Below are 23,991 nucleotides of genomic sequence, written 5' to 3' on the forward strand. Positions count from 1 at the left end.
CCGCCCGCAAACGTGCTTTTAGAAGCCTTGAGGCTTAGAGCTGCTCGAGAGCCTCGAGAGCGGCGTGGAGCTCAGCCTTGGCGGAGTACTCGACACCCTCGTCGTTGAGCGGGGTGCGCTTGCCCAGGGCGGCAAGGAGAGCACGGATGGAGTGCTTGCGGTTCTCGGCCTCGACCCAGCACAGGGAGCGCTCGGGATCGTCCATGACCTCGTCGACGACCTCCTCGTTGCGGGTGGCCGGCAGGCAGTGCATGAACTTGGAGTTGGGGCCGGCGAAGTTCATCATGTCCATGGTGACCTGATACTTGGGATAGAACACGTCCATGTAGTTCTCGCCCGAGACCTCCTCGTCGTACAGGCCATACCACACGTCGGTGTAGATGAAGTCGGCGCCCTTGATGCACTCGATGTCGTCGGAGATGACGACAGAGCCGCCGGAGACCTTGCAGTTCTCCTCGGCGATGGCCATCATCTGCTTGCCGAACTCGGCGCGCTCCTCGACGGTGCCAACGTGCAGGCCGCCGTCGGGGATCTGGTGGCCCTTAGGTCCAAACTGGACGAACTTCATGCCGACCTTGGAGGCGATGAACATGAGGGAGACGCAGACCTGGGTGGCGTCGCCGATGAAGGCCAGGGTGCAGTCCTCGATCTTCTTGCCCTCGGGGAGGTTCTCGAGCATGGTCATGAGGTCGCCCATCTCCTGCGTGGGATGGTTGAACTCGGACATGCCGTTGATGACGGGCACAGCGGAGCCCTCGGCGAGGCCGACGACGTCCTTGTGACGGTCAACGCGAGCCATCATGATGTCGAGCAGCGAGCCCATAACGCGAGCGGTGTCGCCCAGGGACTCGTGACCGCCGAGCTGGATGGTGCCAGGGCCATAGAACTGAGCATGGCCGCCGAGGTCGGTCATAGCGGTCTCGAAGGAAAGACGAGTGCGGGTGGAGACCTGCTGGAAGATCATGCCAAGGCTCTTGTTGCGGAGCAGGTGCGGATAATAACCGTCAACCTTGATGGCCTTCTTCATTGCCAGGCCAAGATCCTCGATAGCCAGGATCTGCTCTTTGGTGAAGTCGTTGGTGTCGATGAAATCCTTAGGCAGTGCCATGTCGATTTCCTTTCCGCCGGTCGTGCCGACTATTACTATGAGGCGCTCGAACATCACGCCTCGTGTTGACAAGACCATCATTCACCCGTATGCAATTTTTACCTAGTTTATTCGGGATTAAAGACCGTTCACGGAGTTACACCCCCTCTAAACCAATATAAACCCGCAGGTAGCGGGATTGCAGGGGGTTTACTATCTAGAACCGCGAACGGTATACGGCTATGCTGTATCTCGGCGCCTAATCCGCAATGAAACGAAGGGTTGAGACGTCTATACCCCACAAGGCATACAGGGCTTTGCCATAGATTAAATGAGATGGGACGGTGACAGATGAACACTCTGATGTTCTTCTATACCCTAGCGATACTCGTGATCTGTATTGTGACGGCAGTGCTTTCGCTTGCCGCCTATGCCTCGTCCCGTCGCCGATTCTTTATCTATGGCAGCGGCGTTTTTATTTGCTATGCCATCGAGATGACCGAGATCTTCTTTTTTGAATACACGTTGCAAAACCAGAGTTTTCCGGCCAGTGACTATTACTCAATTACCATGCCTGTAATGCGGACCCTTGTGGCGACCGCTTCACAGGCTTTTATTTGGCTGATTGCCATGGACCTGCTCGATAAGCATTCTAAAAAGCAGTTTGTTATTCCCGTCGCAACGTTCTTCCTGAGCGAGCTGCTGATCATTGTCGCTGTCCCCTACGGCCCCATGCATCAATGGCTCTACTACACGATGCGTCAGGCATTCCTTGTATTTGTGGGGCTCTATATCTTTTGGACGGCACGCAAGAGCACACAAGTCGAGCTGAAGGCACGCGTTAACAACCAACGAAAGCACCTGATTATCGGCGCTATTCTGGTCGGATGCATCGTCGCCGAGGATTTCTACAACATTCTGATTGTCCCCATGAGTCTGGCGCCCTCTTGGCTGCAACTATATCTGTCCGAGCGCAACTTTAGCGAAAACGTCTTTGCCTGCTACTTTGCGATTCTGCTGATCATCCACTCCTACCACGTGCTTTCAATCCGCATGCAGGAGGCGCCCGAGGAAAAGAACGTCAGCGATCTTGATCGACACATCGAAGAGCAGATGCCCTTCTATCGCAACGCCTACAAGCTCTCCAACCGTGAGACCGAAGTTATGCGTCTGGTTGTGCTGGGCAAATCGAACCAAGAGATCGCTGACGAGCTATTCCTTGCCGTGGGCACCGTCAAGACCCACATCCACAACATCCTGGTCAAAACCGAGCAGCAAAACCGCACGACGTTGATCCTCCACTTTTGGAAGCGATAACCTACCAAAAAGGGACAGGTTTATTTTGGCAGGTTTTATCTGGACAAACGTCGGCCGCTGCGAGGGAGTTGCCTTCCCTCGCAGCGGTCTTCTAGCAGCAAAAACCAAGTGAGTAGACTTCTTGCAGGAGGCAGAGCACACCCCAAATCGCCACAGCGCTGACCTGCGGTTTTACCGAGCATTTGTCGCGATGTGCTCGGCAGATCCAAAAAAGTCTACTCACTTGCATCTGAGGCGTACCGGAAAGGCAAAAACCGCCGCGGAAGGGGGCCGACTCCCTCCGCGGCGGTTGTTTGCGTTGGTTTTGCGACGGTTTTGCCCGTCTGCTACTCGCTGTAACGGGTGGCGATGGCAGCTTGTACCATGCCGGTGCTCATGAGGTAGGTCACCAGGAAGTAACCACCATAGGCCGCCAGGAAGATCGCACAGGTGAGGCCCACGGTACCGCCGATGCTCATGTTGCCAAACGTGCTCACCAGCTCGATGATCACCTTAAGCGCCACAAAGGAGTGCGCCAGACCCACTGCCAGCGGGAATAGGAAGAACACCGCTTGCTGCGCCATCACCGAATGGCGAATCTGGCGGTCGTCACAGCCAATCTGTGCCAGCACACGATAGCTGCGGCTGCCGTCGGCCACATTGGAGAGCTGCTGGATCGACAGTATCGCCGCGCACGCAACGACCAGTACAAAGCCAATGTAGATGGCCAGATAGCTAATCATGCCGTTCATCTGCGCTGCTTGCGTGTACATCTCGGAACGCATGATGAAGACTCCCCACGACCCCGGCTCCTTGCCGTCAACGAGCAGATTATCGAGCAAGGTGTATTTAATGCTCTCGTCTGCCTCGGTCGTATCCATACCCTGTTTGTAATTAACGAGCAGATTACTGGAATACGGCTGCAGATTAAGCTGGGACAGCAGCTCATCGGCTACGACCACGGTACCGGGATTGCTGCCCATCGCCGAGTTGGCGATGGCCGCCGTGTCCTCGTCCGACTTATCGGTTGCGGGCTTGAGCTCATGCCCGTCCAAGGTGAGGGTATGGCCGCCAGCCATATACTTGGTGTACAGGTCGCCCAGCTCACCGCCCATATCACACGTAAGCACGTACTGGTCGCGGCCAATGCTCACCGGCTCCTCGCCCATCATCTGGCGCAGCTTGTTGTACTGGCTCGCCGGCGTCACATACAGACCCATCGCATCGGCGTTGCTTCCCTCGAGCGCCTTGAGAAGCTTTTCGCCCATGGCCTTGCACATCTCACCCGCCACCACCGAGGGGCCCGAGCCGCCAAGCGGATAACTCAGATACGAATCGATCTGCACATGCTCACCGGCAACATCGGCGATATTGACCTTCTTGCCGGTCTCGTCGTTGTTGTCCGCCGACTTGCCCTTAATACCGTCTGCAACGTTATCGGGATCTTTACGATCGCCATGCCATGCAGCGTACAAATCGACCGTTGCATCGGCCAGCACCATGCGATCGGCCTCAGACGGATTGACATACTCCTTGTAGTAGTCGAGCGTTTCGGGCGTGTAATAGACATACGTCTGAGACACGTCAACAGGGTTATAGCGCTCCAGATTCTCGTTCATCACGTTGGCAATCGACATACCGCACGTCACCGAGGTAATGGCAAGGAACAGAATCATCGCGATGACGCCCATCGAAAAGCACACCGTATTGACCTTGGCCGAAAGCTGACGCACGGTAAACATATTGAGGCCGCGCCAATACACGCCGCGCAAGCTCTGCAGCAGCTTGATGAGCATGCCCGAGAGTCCCCAGAACAGGGCAAAGGTGCCCACCGTAACCATAGCGGTCGTAATGCCAAACTGGCTCATGGCCCCGTCCAGCTTGTCGCCCGTCTCGGTTAGCGGGAACCCATCACGCAGCAGACGGTAATAGGCCACGCCCACAAGTAGCACGCCCACGGTAAAGATGGCAATCGCGATCCAGGGGTTGCGTGTCTTGATGCTCTCGTTGCGACGCTCGGCACCCATAAGCTCGATGAGTTTGGTACGACGCACGGCGCGCAGGTTCAGCAGTAGCGTGAGCACAAACATTACGAGCATGCAGGCAAGGGTCAGGTTGAACGCATGCACCGAGAAAAAGAAGTGAAAATCGGCGATCTGCGTCTTAAAGAGCGAAGCCGTAAAGAACGTCATGAGCTGGGAGAGCCCCACGCCCAGCACAATGCCGGCGACAAAGGCGCCGACCGAAACGATCACGGTCTCGAGCGCCATGATCGTGGCGACGCGCCCGCGCCCCATGCCAAGCACCTGGTACAGGCCAAACTCCTTCTTACGGCGTTTCATGATGAAGTTATTGGCATACACCATCAAAAAGGCCATGACGCCAGCCAAAAAGTAAGTAAGGTAACCGAGCATGGTGCCCATGAGCTCGGACAGTCCCTCTTCCTCGATGCCGGCAATGTCGACCTGCATCGAGACGGTGTTGAAAGCATAGAAGACCGTGACGCCTAGGGTGAGCGTCAGCAAGTAGACGAGGTAATCGCGGCCGGCGCGGCGGACGTTGCCCCAAGCGAGTTTACAGAGCATCGGAGCCCTCACCGCCCATCATGGCAACGACCTCCATAATGCGGTCGAAGAACTCTCGGCGGTCGGTATCGCCGCGGCGCAGCTCGGTGAAGATCTTGCCGTCGCGAATAAACAGCACACGGCTCGTGTAGCTGGCGGCAAAGCTGTCGTGCGTGACCATGAGTACCGTGGCGCGCAGGCGGCGATTCAGGGCCTCCAGGCTCTCGAGCAGCAGACGAGCGCTTTTGGAGTCGAGGGCGCCGGTGGGCTCGTCGGCCATAATCATAGTGGGGTCGGTGACGAGCGCGCGAGCCGCGGCAACGCGCTGCTGCTGACCACCGGACATCTGGTAGGGATACTTGTCGAGCACCTGGCTGATGGACAGGCGCGCTGCCACATCCTGCACGCGGGTCGAAATCTCTGCCGAGTTTGCGCGGGCGATGGTGAGCGGCAGGGCGATGTTCTCGCGTGCCGTGAGCGTATCGAGCAGGTTGGAATCCTGGAAGATAAAGCCCAGCTCCTCGCGGCGGAACTGCGAGAGCTTGGCCTGCTTCATGCGCGTCACATCCTGGCCGTTGATGCGGATGGCGCCACTCGTGGCGGCATCGATGGTCGACACGCAGTTGAGCAACGTCGACTTGCCCGAGCCCGAGGCTCCCATGATGCCGACGAATTCGCCGCGGTTGACGGTAAAGTTGACGTCGTTGAGCGCGCGGGTCACGTTGCCCAGCGCTCCATATACCTTTTCGAGATGCGCGACCTCCAGTACCGGGGTCGCCATTTGGGTGGTTTGCATACCGAGTCCTTTCTTGCGATTAGTCTACGGCATCTATAGTCGCAAGGAGCCGAGTCGGCTACCATCGATATGGCTTACGCTTGCCTTACCGTTGTGTAAGGTAAGGGTAGCCTGCCATGTGTTGATGTGGAGAGAGGACTCCTGTTGAAGACTGTTCATGTTGCCGCTGGGATCATTCGCAAGGATGGATCTGACGAGCTGCTTGCCGTGCAGCGCGGCTACGGCGACATGCAGGGACTGTGGGAGTTCCCAGGTGGCAAGCTCATGCGCGGCGAAACACCCGAAGACGCTGTGCGCCGCGAGCTTATGGAAGAGCTACAGGTAAAGGTCACCAACCTACGTGATTTCTACACCGTTGAGTATGACTACCCCGATTTTCATCTCTCAATGGAGTGTTACTACTGCTCGCTGGCTGATGAATCCGATGAGCCCCAGAAGCACGACCGCCAGCTCGATATCCGCTGGATTCCGCGCACCTCGCTTGCCACGGTGGAATGGATGCCCGCCGACAAGGGGCTCATTGATGCGCTGATTGAGCTGAAGGAAGACCGGCTTGAGGCTAATGGCGCTGCCAACGATACCGAGACCACGGCCGACGAGCCCGCTACCAAACCCAAGCGCAAGCCTAAGCGCCACAGCAAAAAGCGCCCCAAGCCCGGCCTGCTGGACGGCATCGATACCTCGGACCTCTCCGCTGACGAGCGCGAACTGGTCCGCCGTCGAGCCGCCATCAAAAAGTCCATGAAGGGCAACAAACGCGCCAACACCAAGCCCGAGCTGCTCGTTCGCCAGCGCCTACGGGCCGCCGGCCTCACGGGCTATCGTTTGGAATGGAAGGTGCCCGGCAAGCCCGACATCGCCTTTCCCGGGCGCAAGATCGCCATCTTCGTCAACGGCTGCTTTTGGCACCGCTGCCCCAAGTGCAACCCGAGCCAGCCCAAGCGCAATGTTGATTTTTGGGAGGCAAAGTTCCGTCGCAACGTCGAGCGCGACCGCGCTGCCGTGGCGGCACTCACTCAAATGGGCTGGACACCCATAACCATCTGGGAATGCGAGCTCAAAAAAGACCGCATCGACGCCACGATGGAAAAGGTCATCGAGCAGGTACGGGCTGCAGAGCCGCAGCGCTAACAGCGAGCATTCACACGCCCCACACAGGCGAGCCACATCCACGTCACAAACCTTAGAAAGCCCTTAAGCCCAAAACCTTTCAAGAGTGTTACTCAATAGCCTTGACCTGCGGTTTCATCGTAACACCAAACCAGGTTAAGCCTTTCTTTAGCGCTTCTTTGAACGGTCCGCTGCATAATACTGCCAACGCACGGGACCTAGCAGCACACCCTGTGCGCAACCTTTTGGTGGACATCGAGGAGGCCGCATAAGCATGCATTCTTCCAATGACGCAACACAGCAGCCATCCCTAACACATGCAGACCTTTTCTCCTTCCCCCCGACACAGAGAAATGGCCTCCTCGACTCCCCCACCACAAAAGCAAAACGCTCAACCGACCAGAACCTCAACTTGCGAGCATCGTTCGAAAAGCTCCAAGCATCCCTAAACAAGGCGTTCCCCGAACAGGCAAGAGCAATCTAAGCCCATCGCGCTTTATACTGATGCCATGCGAAACATGGATCACATAGAATTGCACCGCGGAGGACGCGAGGAAGCGTTTCCCGAGACCGCCGATGACTGGCCCTATATTGCCGAACGCGCAGAATTCGCTCGCTATCCGGGCAATTCCGTCCCCTGGCACTGGCATTCCGAAGTTGAGCTTTTCTACATGGAGCAGGGAGCGATTGACTATCGAACGCGCGCGGCTCATGAGCACGTACGCTTTGAGGAAGGGTCCGCCGGCTTTATCAACGGCGGCGTTTTGCACAGCACGCTGCAATCACCCAATTCGGCACCAGCCATTCAAATGTTGCATATCTTTCAGCCGTCGATGCTCGGCGATCCCGCGGGACGCCTTCAAAAGCGCTATATCAATCCTTTACTGCAATGTCGAGGCGTCGATGTGCTCAAATGGTCGCCCACCAACCCCGACGATATGCCCTTTATCGATTTGCTAAAGAGTTCCTTTAACCACGACCTTCAACGGCCGCAGAACGAGATGGCGCTTCGGAATAGCTTGTCAGAGCTCTGGATTCAGATTTACGCCAAGGCCGAACCGCTCTTTTCCTCCGACAACGCCTCTTGGATGACCAACCGCGACGTACAGTTCAAGGCAATCCTGGACTATATCCGCGCGAACTATGCAGCCGCTATAGATGTGCCCCAGATGGCATCTGCAGCCGGCGTAAGCGAAAGAGAGTGTTACCGCATTATCGAAGCTTGCGCAGGAACGACCCCGGCGGCATATTTGCGCGCATACCGCGTAAACCGTGCTTGCGAACTTTTGACACACACCACGCGAACGGTCCAGACAGTCGCGCGCCAATGCGGCTTTGCGACAGCAAGCCATCTTGGCCAGGTATTTAAAGAACAAATGGGATGCACTCCTTCGAGCTATCGAGCAGCGAGGCAGAATCTCGATAGCACCAGGCAGAAATCCCGCTAGCCTTTCTTCTGTCACCGCATCAAACTTGCAGGCAAACAACAGAGAGGAGCAATCATATGAAGCACTTTGACCATATCGTATTTGACGTTGATGGGACATTGGCAGATACAGAAGAAAGCGTTCTATCATCACTTGTCCAGATTGTCCAAGAAGAGACCGGCAAAACGCTCCCCCGACACGAGCTTGAATTTGCCCTCGGCATACCCGGCAAGGATGCCCTTGAGAAACTTGGAATCTACTCGCAGGCAACGTTGGATCGCTGGTGCCAAGTTGCCGCCAGCTTTAAAAGCACCATCAGCGTGTTTCCAGGTTTGCTTGAAGTCATCGCAACACTCGCCGATAGCGGCTGCAAACTTGGCATCGTCTCCTCACGTGCGCGCGACGAATACGCAAAAGAAATTGCACCCCTTGGTTTCGATAAGTATTTTGAGCACATCATCCTTGTCGAAGACACAACCGAACATAAACCCGCACCCGCTCCCATGCTCGAATATCTCCGGCGTACGGGCGCGAATCCTGGCAACGTCGTCTACGTTGGCGACACCGTCTACGACGAACAATGCGCAACTTCGGCAGGGGTCAGTTTTGCCCGAGCAGCATGGGGATCACACCAAGATATCCCAAACGCCACCTACAACCTCAAAACCCCCAACGACCTACTAACCCTAACAACCAAGTAACCCCCGCGCCCCACCCTTTCAGCCCCAACGCCACAAGGGCGATTGAGCAGGACGGCTTGGGCGGGTCCCCGTACTTAGTTTCCAAAATCATTCCGCAGCGCGAAGGCTTCTTATTATTTTCAGACCTAACGCCACAAGGGCGACGACCTCGAGTAGGTCAACCTGGGAGGGACGAGGGCTTAGTTCTCCAATCTTTCCGCAGGGGGCAAAAAGCCTCGCCGCACGAAGTGCGCAGCGAGGCTTTTTGCATGCCCGAGGACGATTGGGGAACTAAGTCCTCGTCCCTCCCCGGGATATGTAGCGAGTCGGAGTACCCTTGCAGTTACTCTGCTTTGCCCACAGAGTTGAGGTTGGTCATGCGAATCTTAACCAGCTCGGTGATCTCACGCATGCCCTCCTTGGCCGGCTTCTTGGGATCGAAGCAGGCAGGGTTCTCGGCCATGTAGGCCATGAAGCCCTTGGTGTAGGCCTGACGCAGCTCGGTGGCGTAGTTAACCTTGCAGATGCCGTTCTTCACAGCCTCGGCAACCTGCTCATCGGGCACACCGGAGGTGCCGTGCAGAACCAGCGGCACGTCGACGGCGTCGCGGATGGCCTTGACCACGGACTGCTCGATGTGCGGATCGCTCGTGTACACGCCGTGGCTGGTGCCAACGCCAATAGCGAGAGAGGTGCAGCCGGTGCGCTCGACGAACTCCTTGGCCTCGGCCGGATCGGTGTAGGGGCTCTCACCCTCAACCGCGGGACCGTCGTCCTCCTTGCCGCCGACCTTGCCGAGCTCAGCCTCGACGGGCACGCCCATGGCGCGGCCAGCGTCGGCAACGGACTTGGTCAGGGCGATGTTGTCCTCGAAGGACTCATGCGAACCGTCGATCATGACAGAGGTGTAGCCAGTGCGGAAAGCCTGCATGCAGCGGTCATAGCCATCGCCGTGATCGAGGTGCAGGGCGACGGGCACGGAAGCGCGCTCGGCGGCAGCCTTGACCATGCCGTAGAAGTAGTCCAGGCCAGCGGTCTTAATGGTGCCCGGGGTGGTCTGCATGATGACGGGGGACTTGGTCTCCTCGGCAGCGGCTAGAACGGCCATAACAAACTCGAGGTTCTCGACGTTGAAAGCGCCAACAGCGTAGTGGCCGGCCTGAGCGTCCTTGAGCATCTTTTCGGTGGTAACAAGTGCCATGAGCGTTTGCTCCTCTCCCTCGCCCGCATCTGGACATCGGGCGTACGTGTCCGCAAGGCGTTTTACCTTGCGTTTTGCTGCCCCCATTGTATGAAAATCGTTCGTGTTACATGCATGAGATATCGCCGGCACGCAGGTCAAGACGCTCGATTTTGAAAAGCAAACGGAAGGGATTCGGACCAAATTCCTCTATCCGACACTGAAGTTTTCACACGAATTGTCTTTCTTTTATAGAAAAGATAAGTAATCGAAAGGTGTTTTCTTACTTAAAAAGAAAATGAACGAAAATAGACTCAACACAATTCCTGCAAATTTAGGTTGAGGATGGAGCAGCTATGGCCCACGCAACAACCCGGGCTTTCGCCGATGAGCGCCGCGCCGCCATCATGGAAATGCTCGAGCATAACGCCTCCGTTCAGGTGGCAGACATCGCCCAAACCTTTGGCGTGTCCTCCGTCACCGCCCGCGCCGACCTGGACGCGCTCGCCGAATCCGGCAAGCTGCGTCGCACGCATGGCGGCGCCGTGTCGCTCCACAAACGCCTAACTGTCTCCACGCAAGATCGCCGCATCAACGTAAATGTCGCCGCCAAGCAGGCCATCGCACAAAGTGCCATCGAACTCGTCGGCAGCGGTGACACCCTGCTCGTCGACTCGGGCACCACGGCGCTCGAGTTCGTCCGGCTCCTCGATCAGCGCGATGGTATCACCGTCATCACGGCCGACATTACCATTGCCGATTACATCGACGAGAGCATGCCCTCAGTCGATGTCGTCATGCCGGGCGGGGCGCTGCGCAAAGGCCATCGTTATCTGTACGGACCGCTCACTATGCAGGCGCTCCAAATGGTCCACGCCGATCTTGCCGTCATGTGCCCTGGAGCTTTTGTTCCCGGCTGCGGCTTTACGACCGACTTTCCGCAGATGGCCGAGACCAAAGCGGCTATGGTCGGTGCCGCCCGTCAAAGCGTCGCCCTTATGGACGCCAGCAAGGTTAACGGACGCGGCATGTACCGCTTTGCCGAGCTGACCGATGTCGACACCATCGTGATGGACCGTGATCCCGATGGCGCCGTCGCCACCTCAATCGCCGAGACCGCCGACGACGCCCGCCCAAATCTCGTCATCGCCGGCGCTTAAACAAAAACCACCACAAAGGTGCCTGTCCCCTTTGTGGTGGTTGTGATGGTTGAGCGTCAAAAGTGAACGTGTCGCTACTTGGAAAGCTCGTCGGCGAGGGCCTCGATCTGAGCGCGCGAGGCGTCGTTGAGCGAACCCAGGACGGTCACCTTATTCTGCGCCAGGGTGATGTCCTTCATGCCCTCGAGCTCCTTGGTCATAACCTTGGCAGCTGCAGGCGCCCAGGAACCGGCCTCGACAAGCGCCACGGTACGGTTCTGGTAGGCATGCTCGGCGAGCGTGTGGATAAAGGTGCTCATGAACGGGAAAACCTCGCCCTGATAGGTAATGGAGGCGAGCACCAGGCGGTCATAGCGGAACGCATCCTCAACGGCCTCGGCCATGTCGTCGCGAGCCAGGTCAAAGACGGAGACCTTCTGGCCGCGAGCCTCGAGCGCTGCGGCGAGCTCCTCGACGGCGGCCTTCAGATGGCCGTAGACGCTCGCATAGGCAATGGTGATGCCCTCGTCCTCGGGCTGATAGCTCGACCAGGTGTTGTAGGTGTCGAGGTAGTAGCCCAGGTTCTCGGTCAGTACGGGGCCGTGAAGCGGGCAGATGATCTGGATGTCCAGGTCGGCGGCCTTCTTGAGCACGGCCTGCACGAACTTGCCGAACTTACCGACGATGCCAAAGTAGTAGCGGCGCGCTTCGCAAGCCCAACCCTCGGGGTCCTCGATGTCGTTGGCGCCAAACTTTCCAAAGCCGTCGGCGCTAAAGAGCACCTTATCGGTGGACTCGTAGGAGAAGAGTACCTCGGGCCAGTGCACGTTGGGGGCGCCGACAAACGTTAGGCTGTGACCGCCCAGATCGAGCACGTCGCCCTCTTTGACGACTATCTTGCGCTCGGGGAAATCGGTGCCAAAGAAGTTGACCATCATGCGGAAAGCGCCCATGCTTGCCACGATCTGTGCCTGGGGATAGCGCTCCATAAAGGCGGCGATGCCAGCGGAGTGATCGGGCTCCATATGATGGACAACCAGGTAGTCGGGCGTGCGACCGTCGAGCACGGCTTCGATGTTACCGAGCCACTCGTCGACAAAACCGCCGTCGACTGAATCGGCGACAGCAATCTTTTCGCCCAAGATAACGTAGCTGTTGTATGCCATACCGTTCTCGGACACATCGTACTGGCCCTCGAACAGGTCAATGTCGTGATCGTCGACGCCAACGTAGCGGATATCCTTGGTGATCTCCATCAGGCAAAGCCTCCTAGATAGACAAAAGAGCCCGTCTATCATAGCACTCGGCTACATCCCAACAGCTATCTACCGACATCCTTACCGATTGTTATTGATGTTCAACATATCACCGTTGACCTGCAGAAACTATGCGCGCGGTGCCGCCGTACTATGTCGAACGATGAGCTGACCGGGAATACGAATGGCAACAGTTTTGCCCGCCGTACCCGCCTCGGGAACCGCATGCTCAAACACCTCGCGTCCGCGCTGATGTAGATCGAATCGCACGGTCGTGAGCTCGTTGTGTGCCACAAAATCATCGAGTGAATCGTCGACGCCCACTACGCTCACATCCTCGGGCACGCGCAGGCCGCTATCGCGCAGCGCTGCAATAGCGCCGTTTGCCATCTGGTCGTTTGCCGCGTAAATCGCCGTCATGGCGCGGTCATGCTCGGCCAGGTACCTGCCGGCCTCGTAACCGCTGTTAGCAGACCAGTCGCCCTCGAGCGGCTCTGCCGGCTCGATGTGTTTACGCTCGAGCGCATCCTGCCAACCGGCGCGACGAAATTGCTCGTCGACCGAGAAAGACGGACCGCCGATAAAGCGAATCTGCTCGTGTCCCAGCTCAAGCAGATGATCCATGAGCAGCAGCGAGCAGCCGTAATGATCGGAGTCGACCGTAGTCACCCGTGGGTGCGCATACATGGTGACGATAACCGTGCCGATACCCGGCAACGGATCAAACGTCTCAAAATCGGGCGCCATACGACTCATGCCGATGATGATGCCGTCCACCGGCAGTGCGGCCATACGACGCGTGGCCTCGGCAAGCGAAAACTCTTCGGTCTTGGACATCTCGACCAGCGTGATGGCGCAATTATGCTCACGAGCAGCGCTGGCGATGCCGTCGATCATTGAGAGGTTGCCAAACTTGGTGACATCGTTGATGCATAGGCCGACCGAATGGTAACGGCCGTCGCGCAGCGAGCGACCGGCATAACTCGGACGAAAGCCGAGCTCTTGCATAGCGGCCTGCACGCGCTGGCGCGTCTGCTCGTTAACGTTGGGCAAGCCGTTGGCGACGCGCGAGACCGTCTGCTGCGAAACGCCAGCAGCGCGGGCGACGTCGGCCATGGAGACCGGACGCGTACCTGTATCGTTGGACGGGCGCCTTGCCACAGGATCACCTTCACACTTGCGAGATCTGAATAGCGTGCATGCCGACCCGGGCAGAAACACACCCCGCGCCGAAGCCCGCTATCGTCGGACGCATGTTAACGTACTCTACTTTTTCAATCCGCAACTCTTCTGCTCTATAAGTCCATACGGCAATACCGTTCACGGCTGAATTTCTACCGATTACCAGATTCTCAAAAAGTGATAAGCGTTGTGTTATGAGTACGTTAACATAGCCCGTAACGTGCGGCATCGTGAACACTTGGTTCATGCCGCTTCAAGTTGTTAACGTACTCATAACAACGCAAAACTCACCCGTGCGCGCCAAGGAAAGGACCCTCATGACCACCTCCGACGAAAAGACACTCGCCACGCTCACCAAGCTGTTTGAGGAGGAGTTTGGCCCCATCGGCGATCGCCAGGTGCTCTATGTGCACGCGCCCGGCCGCTCCGAGATCAGCGGCAACCACACCGACCACGAGGGTGGCCACGTTATCGCCGGCTCGCTCGATGTCGCTGTCGACGGCATCGCCGTGGCAACCGATTCCAACAAGGTTCGCGTAGCCGACGAGGGCTATCCCACGTTTGAAATCGCGCCCGGCACGCTAGACGTTCGGGAGTCCGAGAAGGGCACGTCCGCAAGCCTCGTGCGCGGTATGGCCCACGAGATTGCAGCCCTTGGCGTTGAGCCTCACGGCTTCGATTTCGCCTTCACCTGCTCCGTCCCCTCGGGCGGCGGCCTTTCCAGCTCCGCTGCCGTCGAGGCCGCATACGGCCGCGCCATGGAGACGCTCTGGGGCGCGCCCGCCATTGAGCCCGTCGCGCTCGCGCAGATGAGCCAGCGCACCGAGAACAACTACTACGGCAAGCCCTGCGGTCTGATGGACCAGGCCGCCGTGTGCCTGGGTGGCCTCGCCTACATGGACTTTGAGGACCAGGCTCAGCCTAAGACCCAGAAGCTCGAGCTCAACTTTGAGGATCACGGTTATGCGCTTGTGCTCGTTAAAGTGGGCGCCGACCACGTGGCAGCCACCGATGACTACGCCGCCGTTCCGCGCGAGATGCAAGACGTCGCTGCCGAGTTTGGCAAGGCGCGCCTGTGCGAGGTCGACGTTGCCGACTTTGACGCTAAGCTCCCCGAGCTGCGCGCCAAGCTGGGCGACCGCGCCTGCCTGCGCGCCGTTCACTACTGGTACGAGAACGGCCTGGTCGATAAGCGCTGGGCAGCGCTCAACGCCGGCGACATTGACCAGTTCCTGGTCCTGACGCGCGAGTCCGGCGCCAGCTCTGCCATGTACCTGCAAAATGTTGTTGCCAAGCTGGGTTCCGAGCAGCCTTCCATGTATGCCCTGGCGCTGGCCGAGCACGTGCTCGACGGCCGCGGCGCCGTCCGTATCCACGGTGGCGGCTTTGGTGGCACCATCCAGGCCTTCGTGCCGCTCGATCTGGTCGACACCTTCATTGCCAAGATGAACGGCTGGCTGGGCGAGGGCTCTGCCCGTCACTACGCCATCTCTGACAAGGGGGCTTACGCGGCATGGCTGTAATGACTGACGTGCGAGAGGCCGCGCAGAACCTGATCGAGTACGCCATCCACCGATCGATGATCGGACAGGACGACCGCATCTGGGCATACAACACCATTTTGGAGTGCATCGGCGCTACGGGTCCCGCGCTCGATATGGCCTGGGCGCTCCAGGTTGAGAAACTCTCGCTCTTGCACCCCAATACCCTGCCCGACTTTGATCTTGAAGGCACGCTTGCCGCGCTTTCCGAGGCCGCCGTTACCAACGGTGCCGCCGAGGACACGGCGTCAGGCCGCGACCGCATCGCCATGCGCATCATGGGTGCGCTCATGCCGAGGCCTTCGGTTGTAAACGAGGAGTTCAACGGACGTATGGGCGTCAACGAGCCCCGCGCCGCAACCGACTGGTTCTACGGCCTGTGCTGCGGCGCCGGCTACGTGCGCCGTGCCGCCATCGCGCGCAACATCAAATGGAGCACCCCCACCAACTGGGGCGATCTTGAGATCACCATCAACCTCTCCAAGCCTGAGAAGGACCCGCGCGATATCGCCGCGGCAGGTGCCGCCAAGAACACGGGCGAGAAGTATCCCGCCTGCCAGCTCTGCATCGAAAACGAGGGCTATCCCGGACGCTCCGCTGCAGCCGACGGCGGCGCTCACCCCGCTCGCCAGAACCTGCGCATTATCCCCATCCAGCTCAACGGCGAGCGCTGGGGTTTCCAGTACAGCCCGTACGCGTACTTTAACGAGCATTGCATTGCCATGAGCTCCGAGCATCGTCCGATGCACGTCGACCGCAAGGGCCTGACCTGCCTGCTCGACTTTGTGGACCTGTTCCCGCATTACTTCATCGGCTCCAACGCCGACCTGCCTATCGTGGGCGGCTCGATTCTGTCGCACGACCACTTCCAGGGCGGCGCGCACGAGTTCCCCATGATGCATGCCGCCGAGGTCTCGCAGTTTAGCGTGCCCGGTTTTGACCAGGTCACCGGCACTGTGCTGCAGTGGCCGCTCTCGGTGCTGCGCCTGCGCTCGCATGACCGCGCTCAGCTGCTCGACGCTGCCGAGAAGATTATCCTCGCCTGGCGCGAGTGGACCGACGAGTCTGTGGGCGTTATCGCGCACACGGCCGACGGCGTAGCGCACAACACCGTGACGCCCGTCATCCGCCGCGTCGACTCCCGCGGCAACGCCGGCGGCGAGATTTACGAGGCCTACCTGGCGCTTCGCTGCAATATCACGACCGACGAGCATCCGCTGGGCGTTTTCCACCCGCATGCCGAGTATCACCACATTAAGAAGGAGAACATCGGCCTGATCGAGGTCATGGGCCTGGCCATTCTGCCGCCGCGCCTGGTTCCCGAGCTCGGCGCTGTCCGCGAGCACCTGCTGGCAGCCAAAGCCGATACCAGCTACGACCTTGCCAGTGCGCTCGAGGGCGACGACCTTTGCCGCAGCCATGCCGCATGGGCCGAGGACGTCTATGCCCGCCGCGCCGACGAGCTTACGGCGGATAGCGCCATCGGCATCCTGCACGAGGAAGTCGGCGTAGTGTTTGGCCACGTGCTCGACAACGCCGGCGTCTTTAAGTGGGACGAAGCCGGCCGCGCCGCCCAACAGCGCTTTATCGACTCACTGTAATGATCCCTTGGGGACGGAGGAAAACGGACTATTTCGTCTTCAAGACAACGGCGCCCGCCGGCAACATCGCCGACGGGCGCCGTTTTTGAGTGTAGCCATTGGGGACGTTCTTAAACGACTAGTCAAACAAGAACGTCCCCAATGGCTAATGACTCGAGCGTGGAAAATCTCCCACTTTGAGCTCGCATGGGCACCAAAAGCAGGAGATTATCCACGCTCATTCTATTAGGAGTCGCAACCGCTACAACTCTACGACCTCAACGTTGCTGTAGATCTCGTCCCAGCGGTCCATGACCAGGTGGCCGGTCTTGGGATCCATGGCGTTGAGCTTGCCGCAGGTATTGGCGGTCTTGAGCACCGTGACGTCGTCGGCACCAGCAGCAATGGCATGCGCAAAGCCGGCGATGGTCGAGTCACCGGAACCCGTCGCGTTCACAGCCGCAATCGCGGGCGTCTTGGCGCGGAACGCGCGGCCCTCATGGAAGCCCACCGAACCGGCAGCGCCCATCGAGACGACGACCCCGGGAATACCGGCAAAGCGGCCATCGGCGGCAAGCGCCTCGCGCAGGGCATCGACATCATCGGTCGTAAAGGACGTACCCAGCAGGCCGTTAATCTCGGTCAGGTTGGGCTTCACGAGCTCAGGCTTAGCGTCAGATTCCAGCGCAGCCTCCAGCGATGCACCCGAGGTGTCGAGCAGCACCTTGGCGCCCGCCTCCTCGGCGATCTTGACGAGCTCGGCATAGTAGCCGGCATCGACGCCACGCGGCAGCGAGCCCGAAAGCGTCACGACGTCCGCCTTCGCTGCAAGCTCGGCGAACTTGGCCGTAAAGGCCTCGAGCTCGGCCGGGGCGATTTGCGGGCCGCTCTCCAGCAGCTCGGTCTGATTTCCCTCGTGCAGGATATTCAGGCAGATGCGCGTCTCACCGGCGATGGGCACAAAGTCGTTCTTGACGCCGTCGGCATCCATAAGCTCGGCCATATAGGCACCCATGTGGCCGCCGAGCAGACCGGTCGCGAGCACATCGTCGCCCAACTGCAGCAGCACACGGCTCACGTTGAGGCCCTTGCCGCCAGCGGTCTTTTCGGGCGTCACGCGGTTAACATCGTCGATGATCAGCTTGTCGAGTTGATAGCGCGTATCAATCGACGGGTTCATGGTAACGGTCAGAATCATGTTGAACTCCTGTTCCGGGGCGGCATAACTCGCCCCAAACATACGATAACTCGTTAAAGGATCTCGATCTCAAAGCCGCGAGTGACGGTCTCTCCCGGCTTGGCCACCAGGCAGCCACGCTTGTGCTCCAGAATATCGTCCTCGTCGGAGCAGGTGGACAGGCCGCCCCACGGTTCAACAGCCACAAAGTCGCCCTCGGGCTTGCTCCACACAATCAGGTACGGCATATCGGGGAACGTCAGGCGCACGCCCTTGTCCTCGGTTTTCTTGGTCAGCGTAACCACACGGCTCTCGAGCACGTCAAAGATGGTCTCCGCAAAGTCGAAGAGTTCGTGAGTAAGCGGCAGGTTCTGGCCGATCATGGGGTTCTTGCTGCGATGCTCAACATCAATCAGGCCCGTCGAGGGAACGGCAGTACAGAGCTCGGTGGCCTCACGCTGCTCAAAACGAAGCTCATAATCGTCATAGGACTCGCCCTCGTCGAGCGGGCACTTAAAGCCGGGGTGACCGCCCACAAAGAACGGCATGTCCTCGGTGCCCTCATTGGTCACCTCGTACGACACGGCCACCTTTTTCGAATCGATCGTGTAACGAGCAACGATCTTAAACGGATACGGGTACTGCTCGAGCAACTCGGCATGGTCGGCAGAGCTTAGGCTCAGCGCAACCATGTTGTCGCTCTGTTCCTCGAGCTTCCACTCCTGTTTGCGCGCAAAGCCGTGGCGGGCGAGGTTTACCTCGCGGCCGCCCATGGTCATCGCGCGACCGTCACGAAGGCCGCCGCAAATCGGGAAGCAAATGGGTGCCTGGCCCGACCAGACCGCCGGGTCACCCTGCCACAGGTACTCACGGCCGTTGGCCGCAATAGAAGTGAACGACCCGCCCGCCGCGCTCAACGCCACGCGAACAGAACCGTTATCAAGAACAAACTCCATAGGAGCCTTCCCTTTCGTACGCCAGCCCGCCGAGTCAGTGGGGCTGATAGAAAACCGGCCCGCGCCCCCTCACAGAAACGCGAGCCGTCAATTGAAAAGCTGCAAATCGCCAAATACAGCCGAGAGCGAAGCACTCAAGCCAAGCAAGCAAACGTGTTATCGGAGCAGCTTACCGAACCAGAAAGCTTCGCAACAACAGCGGTAACCCTGCAGATACCCCCAACGTCAGCGAGCGGCGCTCAGGTGCCCCAGGTCGCCGCGAAAGAGGAGCGACGCGTACTTCATGTACGCGAGCGACGGTTTGAGCAGCGAGATGGGGTGCCTGAGCGCCGCGCAGCGTCGGCCGGTCCGGCGTTCGGTAGAACGCCGGAACCCCTTAGTCGTGGTATTCGCCGCGGTCCCACTTCTCGAGGAACTCGTCAAAGAAGTGCGGGTCGGCCTGAGCCTCGGCGTCGGCCTTGTTGCAGGCGTCGATCTTGGCGATCAGGGCGTCGTGCTCGGGAGTCTTCTCGTAGGGCTCCTCCAGGAAGGCAAGCATGATGTCGGCCATCAGGAACTCGCCGGTGATCTTGCCGCCAAAGCCCACGATGTTGGCGTTGAGCTCGCGACGGGCATAGAGGGCAGAGGTCATGTCGCGAACCAGGGCGCAGCGGGCGCCGGGAACCTTGTTGACGGCGTTGGTGATGCCGATGCCGGTGCCGCACAGGGCCACGCCAAAGTCGGCCTTGCCGCTGGCAACAGCCTCGCCCACGGCCTTACCGTAGATGGGATAGTGCGTACGGGTGTGGCTGTAGGTGCCGCAGTCGAGCACCTTGTAGCCAGCCTGCTCCAGGCGGTCGGCCAGATAGATCTTCTCGTCCGTAACGATATGGTCGCAACCGATTGCGATGGTCTTCTTCATCAGAACGTCCTTTCGTCTGAATTCACAAGTTGAGATAGAAGTTCGAGTTCTCGGTGGCTCTCGTTAGGCCATCTTGTTGAGCATGTCGACACGGATCTGGTGACGGCCGCCGGCGTACTGGGCGCGCAGGAACTCGCGGGCGATCTTCTTGGCGACCTCGGTGCCCACAACGCCCGGGCCCATGGTGACCATGCGCGAGCCGTTGTGCTCGCGGGTCATGTAGGCGGAACGCTCGTCGGAAATGTTGGCGACGACCATGCCCTTGATCTTGACGGCGGCCATATAGGAGCCGACGCCGTACTTATCGAATGCGAAGCCCTGGGAATCCTTGTGCTCCAGCAGGTCCTTGGCAACGGCGGTCGCGGAATCGACAAAGTCCGCGGCAGGGGTCTCGGAATAGTCGACGACCTCGTGACCGTCGGCGATGAGCATCTCCTTGATGGACTCCTTCATCGACATACCGTCGGCATCGGAAGCGATTACAACCCTCATGACATCCTCCTTGAGAGATACGCAGGTGCGTAGTTTCTGTTTGGAAGTGTTGAATCGCGCTCAGGTCCGGGCATCTGAATGTGCGGTTCTTCACTGTTCATGTTTATTTGAACACATTCAAACATCGGGTGCAACCATTATTTGTTTAACTTTGTTCTTTTTTGAACAAATACCGTTCACGGATGATTGCCGACCGTTTGAGCCCGGCGCAGACGTAGCGACCATGTGTTCAACAAACAAAAGGGCGGCCGAGAACGTGTCTCGGCCGCCCCTTCGGCGGTATTCCCCGGTATATACAGCTGTTTTAGCTACTCAGACTGCCTGTTCTTCTTGGCATGTTTGGACGGAGCGCTCAAGAAACGACCCGTCAGATAGTTCGCGGGACCGGAGATATCAATCCCCAGCAGGGTGTGGCCCAGCCACAGAAACGCCACAAGCACCAGCAGCGGGATAACGCACGAGGTCACGATCATCACGATGACGCCTTCAATTAGGTCGGTCACCTGTTGCACGATCTCGTCGGTCATTTGCTTGGCACCACTGGTTACCGACGTGACCAGGCTCGAGGCACCGTCGGCAAGCTGTTCAAGCACGTTCTTGGACTCTGTGGACTCGGTCTTTTTCTTGCTTGCCTTGGAGCTGTCGCTATCTGCCGCACTCGCAGCGTCGGCCGACTTTTGCTCGGCCACCTCGATGCTAACGCGATACGTTTCATCGACCTTCTGCGACACCCATACGCTCGCGGGCACAAGCGCCATGCCGATTACGGCAACCACCAACACGCGCGTCGCCACACGGCGCAGGACGGCGCTCGTGCTCCAGCGCCCGTGAATGCCAAGCGACACCGCAAAGAGCACCAACGCAAACGGGATTAAGATGCCCAAGCCAACCGACCACAAAATCGTGAGCAAGTATTTCTCTAGGTATAGCACGGCAAGCACGATACCAAGGTTGCCTGAAAGCTGCGCAAGCTGCTCGGCAACCGGCGTTCCCGTATCACCCGGCAGCGCGGTAATGCCCGCAGACAGCGCCACGCACGAGGTCGTGAGCGCCAGTACGTTGCCTTTCTTTTGGTCGATGACCTCGATGGTGGAGTCCCAAGTCTTGGTATCGGCAAAATGTGGGCGTGCGACAAATCCCGACAGCAACGCCAGCACCACGAGCGCAACGATAAAGCCAATCTGCAGCTTTTTGTTTGCGCACACGACATCGGACAGGCTGGGCTGCAGCTCGGTTACCGTCGTGTGCTCGGTTATCTGGACAGGACGCCCATGAGCCATCTCGTGCGCATCTCTTTTTTGTATTGACCCGTTATCCGGCATTTGGATACCTCCCCAGTCCAGCGTTTAATGCGAAAGGAAGTATACCCACCGAGCGAAAAACCGAACGACAGGAGGCGCAACGAGCCGCCGCATGACCCGCTTGCCACGAAATGGGCCCATCTACTACGTTTAACTGCCCATCCCCGACCATGCCCCGTGGCGTAAAAACAAAACCGCAGGTAGAACGCTTGCGGTTTTTCATGAAACGCGGGTGTGTTCGGGGGTATCGGGTTAAACGTAGTAGATGGGCCATTTTCGTGGCGAGCGTCGCCACTACCCCTCGGGGGACGGAGGACAGCGGGGCATCTTGGCCTGTCAACCCAAATTTCACCGCAACCAAGACAGATGGGATATAGAAAAAGCCCTGTCGCGGGTAGCGGCAGAGCTTTTGGAAGGGGACTTGGTTGTGAAGGCTCGTTAGGCGAGCTTAGCCTCGAGTGCGGCGATGCGCTTATAGGCATCGATGGTAAAGCGGGTCTGCTTCTCCAGGATCATGGTGGTCATGAGAGTATCCTGAGCGTGAGCCATGATGAAGGTCATCTCCATCTCACCGCCGCCGGCCTCCTGCGAAAGCAGCTTGGTCTGCGTGTCGTGGGCGCCGATAAGTGCATCGCTGGCATCCTTGTGCAGCTGCTCGGCCTTCTCAAAATCACCCTCGCGAGCAGCATCGAGCGCTGCAAGCAGATCGGTCTGGGCGTCGCCCGCGTATGCGACAATCTCGAATCCAACCATCGAGATTTCTTCTTTGGTTGCCATATTGCGTTCCTTTCACATATGAACCAACGGAGAGCATCGCGTCCGGGCATACGCGCTGCGCTGTGTATGGCAGGAACATTAACATTCAAACAAAAAAGAACAGCGCAAAACGTAATTTCGAGCTGTGAACGGTTGCTTTTCACCCGTGAACGGTTTTTAAACCAATCTGAACATTCTCGAACACAATTAGCGGCAACCCAAACAGGTCCGTACCCTAGCGTACATCGCGCACCGTATCGCCCTCGACGAGCACACCCGGAAACAGCATGTGCTCCACACCGGGTGCAGCGCCCTCGGCGCCGGCAATCTTGTCGACCGCCCACATGCCGACGCGCTTGTTGTTAAAGCGCACCGTAGTCAGGCGACGATCGGGCACGATATCGCCCAAACTATCGTCAACACCCACCACGCTTACGTCCTGGGGCACGTGCTTCCCGCGCGACTCGAGCCCGCGAATGCAGCCGTAGGCCATGGCATCGTTGGAAGCATAAATGGCTGTGCAGTTCGGATCGTCCGCAAGCACCTGGCCGGCGGCATATCCGCTCTGTGCCGTCCAATCGCCACGGACGAGTCGCGGCGGCTCAATACCATGCGCGCGCAATGTCTCGCGCCAGCCCTCCTCGCGACGCATGCCCGAAAGTGAGCGCTCGGGGCACGAGATAAAGTGCACGGTCTTGTGCCCCTGCTCCAGCAAGTACTCGACCACCTGGCGCGAGCAATCGAACTGATCGTTATCGACCGTCGAGCACAGCGGGTGCTCCAGCATGGTAACGAGCACCGTCTGCATACCGGGCAGCGGCTCGAAGGTGCCAAAGTCCGCCGGCATGCGATTCATGATCACAACCATGCCATCCACCGGCAGCGCGCTCATGCGCGACGATGCGCTCTCGAGGGTATACGGATGCCCGTCTACTTTAGTGAGGGTGATGGCATAGCCATGTTTGTCGGCCGCGGCGGCAAAGCCCTCCATACGGTCGAGGTTGCCGGTGCCGGTAATGTTGAACATGGCGACGCCGACGGTCTTAAACTTGCCGCGGCGCAGCGATCGACCGGCAAAATTGGGGCGATACCCCAGCTCGCGCATGGCGGCGCGCACGCGCTCCTTGGTCTCGGGGCGCACGCTGGGCGAATCGTGCACGGTGCGCGAGACCGTCTGTTCCGAGACGCCCGCGAGGCGTGCCACATCCTTAACGGAAACCGATTTTTTAACAGCGGCCATAGGTCGATCTTTCTATGTCAACGATGCCATTGACGGCATCCTGCGCAGTCATTTTGAACACATTTAAGTATATCCAACGTCTCTCCAACGATACGCTTACCACCCAAAACCTACCGTTCACCGACAATTCTGCTTCGCCGAACGGCTTTTGTCGCCCAAATGTTAACGTTGCCATTGTGCAAACACAGAGCCACCGGGCGGCTCAATCGTTTACACGCAAGGAATCGACGGTCTACAGGCACAGGGGCCACCGATTCACATCTTTTTTGTGTCGCAAAATGGCAACGTCAACATTTTGGCAACCAGACGTCAAAAGCTACCATCGTTGCT

Annotated in this window: 20 protein-coding genes; 7 read left to right on the plus strand and 13 right to left on the minus strand. The window is 58.7% G+C overall.

Annotated features, from left to right (window positions below; translation table 11 throughout):
- Positions 1-34: 34 nt before the first annotated feature.
- A complete protein-coding gene (ptcA, locus tag DW003_RS02285) occupies positions 35-1,108 on the minus strand; it encodes a putrescine carbamoyltransferase (protein ID WP_117583532.1) in 1,074 nt (357 codons plus the stop codon).
- Positions 1,109-1,438: 330 nt separating this feature from the next.
- Here ptcA and DW003_RS02290 point away from each other — a divergent pair, with 330 nt between their 5' ends.
- Entirely contained in the window at positions 1,439-2,404 is a 966-nt protein-coding gene (locus DW003_RS02290; RefSeq protein ID WP_118270745.1) for a response regulator transcription factor, read from the plus strand.
- Positions 2,405-2,730: 326 nt separating this feature from the next.
- Here DW003_RS02290 and DW003_RS02295 read toward each other — a convergent pair whose 3' ends face one another.
- Positions 2,731-4,968 (minus strand): FtsX-like permease family protein, encoded by a 2,238-nt coding sequence (locus tag DW003_RS02295; protein WP_118387286.1) that lies wholly within the window; start codon positions 4,966-4,968, stop codon positions 2,731-2,733.
- On the minus strand, positions 4,958-5,743 hold the full coding sequence (locus tag DW003_RS02300; protein WP_118289364.1) for an ABC transporter ATP-binding protein: 786 nt from the start codon (positions 5,741-5,743) through the stop codon (positions 4,958-4,960). The genes DW003_RS02295 and DW003_RS02300 overlap by 11 nt, the downstream gene beginning before the upstream one ends.
- Positions 5,744-5,887: 144 nt before the next feature.
- Between DW003_RS02300 and vsr the strand changes: the two genes are divergently transcribed.
- The 3 genes from vsr (at position 5,888) to DW003_RS02315 (ending at position 8,981) form a co-directional block, all read left to right on the plus strand.
- On the plus strand, positions 5,888-6,874 hold the full coding sequence (gene vsr / locus DW003_RS02305) for a DNA mismatch endonuclease Vsr (RefSeq protein WP_118384932.1): 987 nt from the start codon (positions 5,888-5,890) through the stop codon (positions 6,872-6,874).
- A gap of 497 nt (positions 6,875-7,371) precedes the next feature.
- On the plus strand, positions 7,372-8,301 hold the full coding sequence (locus DW003_RS02310) for an AraC family transcriptional regulator (RefSeq protein ID WP_158551686.1): 930 nt from the start codon (positions 7,372-7,374) through the stop codon (positions 8,299-8,301).
- Between the two features lie 56 nt (positions 8,302-8,357).
- Positions 8,358-8,981, plus strand: a complete 624-nt coding sequence (locus DW003_RS02315; protein ID WP_118387288.1) for an HAD family hydrolase — start codon at positions 8,358-8,360, stop codon at positions 8,979-8,981.
- 322 nt (positions 8,982-9,303) lie between these two features.
- Here the strand turns inward: DW003_RS02315 and DW003_RS02320 are convergent, their stop codons facing one another.
- Positions 9,304-10,161: a class II fructose-bisphosphate aldolase gene (locus tag DW003_RS02320; RefSeq protein WP_022095149.1), complete on the minus strand. Its 858-nt coding sequence runs from the start codon at positions 10,159-10,161 to the stop codon at positions 9,304-9,306.
- 335 nt (positions 10,162-10,496) lie between these two features.
- On the opposite strand from DW003_RS02320, the gene DW003_RS02325 reads away from it, so the two are divergent.
- Positions 10,497-11,300 carry a DeoR/GlpR family DNA-binding transcription regulator gene (locus tag DW003_RS02325; RefSeq protein WP_118387290.1) on the plus strand — a complete coding sequence of 268 codons (804 nt, stop codon included), beginning with the start codon at positions 10,497-10,499 and terminating at the stop codon, positions 11,298-11,300.
- 74 nt (positions 11,301-11,374) lie between these two features.
- Here the strand turns inward: DW003_RS02325 and DW003_RS02330 are convergent, their stop codons facing one another.
- Positions 11,375-12,535 carry an FprA family A-type flavoprotein gene (locus DW003_RS02330; RefSeq protein ID WP_118387292.1) on the minus strand — a complete coding sequence of 387 codons (1,161 nt, stop codon included), beginning with the start codon at positions 12,533-12,535 and terminating at the stop codon, positions 11,375-11,377.
- Positions 12,536-12,664: 129 nt separating this feature from the next.
- Positions 12,665-13,651: a LacI family DNA-binding transcriptional regulator gene (locus DW003_RS02335; RefSeq protein ID WP_118387294.1), complete on the minus strand. Its 987-nt coding sequence runs from the start codon at positions 13,649-13,651 to the stop codon at positions 12,665-12,667.
- 383 nt (positions 13,652-14,034) lie between these two features.
- Between DW003_RS02335 and DW003_RS02340 the strand changes: the two genes are divergently transcribed.
- Together DW003_RS02340 and DW003_RS02345 are read left to right on the plus strand one after the other, a co-directional pair.
- Positions 14,035-15,240, plus strand: a complete 1,206-nt coding sequence (locus tag DW003_RS02340) for a galactokinase family protein (protein WP_118387296.1) — start codon at positions 14,035-14,037, stop codon at positions 15,238-15,240.
- Positions 15,231-16,859 (plus strand): UDP-glucose--hexose-1-phosphate uridylyltransferase, encoded by a 1,629-nt coding sequence (locus DW003_RS02345; RefSeq protein WP_233545454.1) that lies wholly within the window; start codon positions 15,231-15,233, stop codon positions 16,857-16,859. The genes DW003_RS02340 and DW003_RS02345 overlap by 10 nt, the downstream gene beginning before the upstream one ends.
- Before the next feature lie 241 nt (positions 16,860-17,100).
- Here DW003_RS02345 and DW003_RS02350 read toward each other — a convergent pair whose 3' ends face one another.
- From DW003_RS02350 to DW003_RS02380, 7 genes are all read right to left on the minus strand, one after another.
- On the minus strand, positions 17,101-18,036 hold the full coding sequence (locus tag DW003_RS02350) for a hexose kinase (RefSeq protein ID WP_118387360.1): 936 nt from the start codon (positions 18,034-18,036) through the stop codon (positions 17,101-17,103).
- 53 nt (positions 18,037-18,089) lie between these two features.
- Positions 18,090-18,971 (minus strand): aldose 1-epimerase family protein, encoded by an 882-nt coding sequence (locus DW003_RS02355; RefSeq protein ID WP_118387300.1) that lies wholly within the window; start codon positions 18,969-18,971, stop codon positions 18,090-18,092.
- A gap of 376 nt (positions 18,972-19,347) precedes the next feature.
- Positions 19,348-19,872 (minus strand): galactose-6-phosphate isomerase subunit LacB, encoded by a 525-nt coding sequence (gene lacB, locus DW003_RS02360; protein WP_006234831.1) that lies wholly within the window; start codon positions 19,870-19,872, stop codon positions 19,348-19,350.
- A gap of 63 nt (positions 19,873-19,935) precedes the next feature.
- The gene (gene lacA, locus DW003_RS02365) at positions 19,936-20,364 is read right to left on the minus strand and encodes a galactose-6-phosphate isomerase subunit LacA (RefSeq protein WP_006234830.1); all 429 of its coding nucleotides are present in this window, start codon (positions 20,362-20,364) and stop codon (positions 19,936-19,938) included.
- A 308-nt stretch (positions 20,365-20,672) separates the two neighbouring features.
- Positions 20,673-21,644, minus strand: a complete 972-nt coding sequence (locus tag DW003_RS02370) for a hypothetical protein (RefSeq protein ID WP_118387302.1) — start codon at positions 21,642-21,644, stop codon at positions 20,673-20,675.
- A gap of 459 nt (positions 21,645-22,103) precedes the next feature.
- Positions 22,104-22,442: a PTS lactose/cellobiose transporter subunit IIA gene (locus tag DW003_RS02375; RefSeq protein ID WP_089572387.1), complete on the minus strand. Its 339-nt coding sequence runs from the start codon at positions 22,440-22,442 to the stop codon at positions 22,104-22,106.
- Between the two features lie 214 nt (positions 22,443-22,656).
- The gene (locus DW003_RS02380; protein ID WP_118387304.1) at positions 22,657-23,661 is read right to left on the minus strand and encodes a LacI family DNA-binding transcriptional regulator; all 1,005 of its coding nucleotides are present in this window, start codon (positions 23,659-23,661) and stop codon (positions 22,657-22,659) included.
- Between the last annotated feature and the right edge of the window lie 330 nt (positions 23,662-23,991).

Origin of the sequence: Collinsella sp. AF36-3AT (assembly GCF_003475205.1) — a bacterium.
Lineage (GTDB): Bacteria > Actinomycetota > Coriobacteriia > Coriobacteriales > Coriobacteriaceae > Collinsella > Collinsella aerofaciens_AF.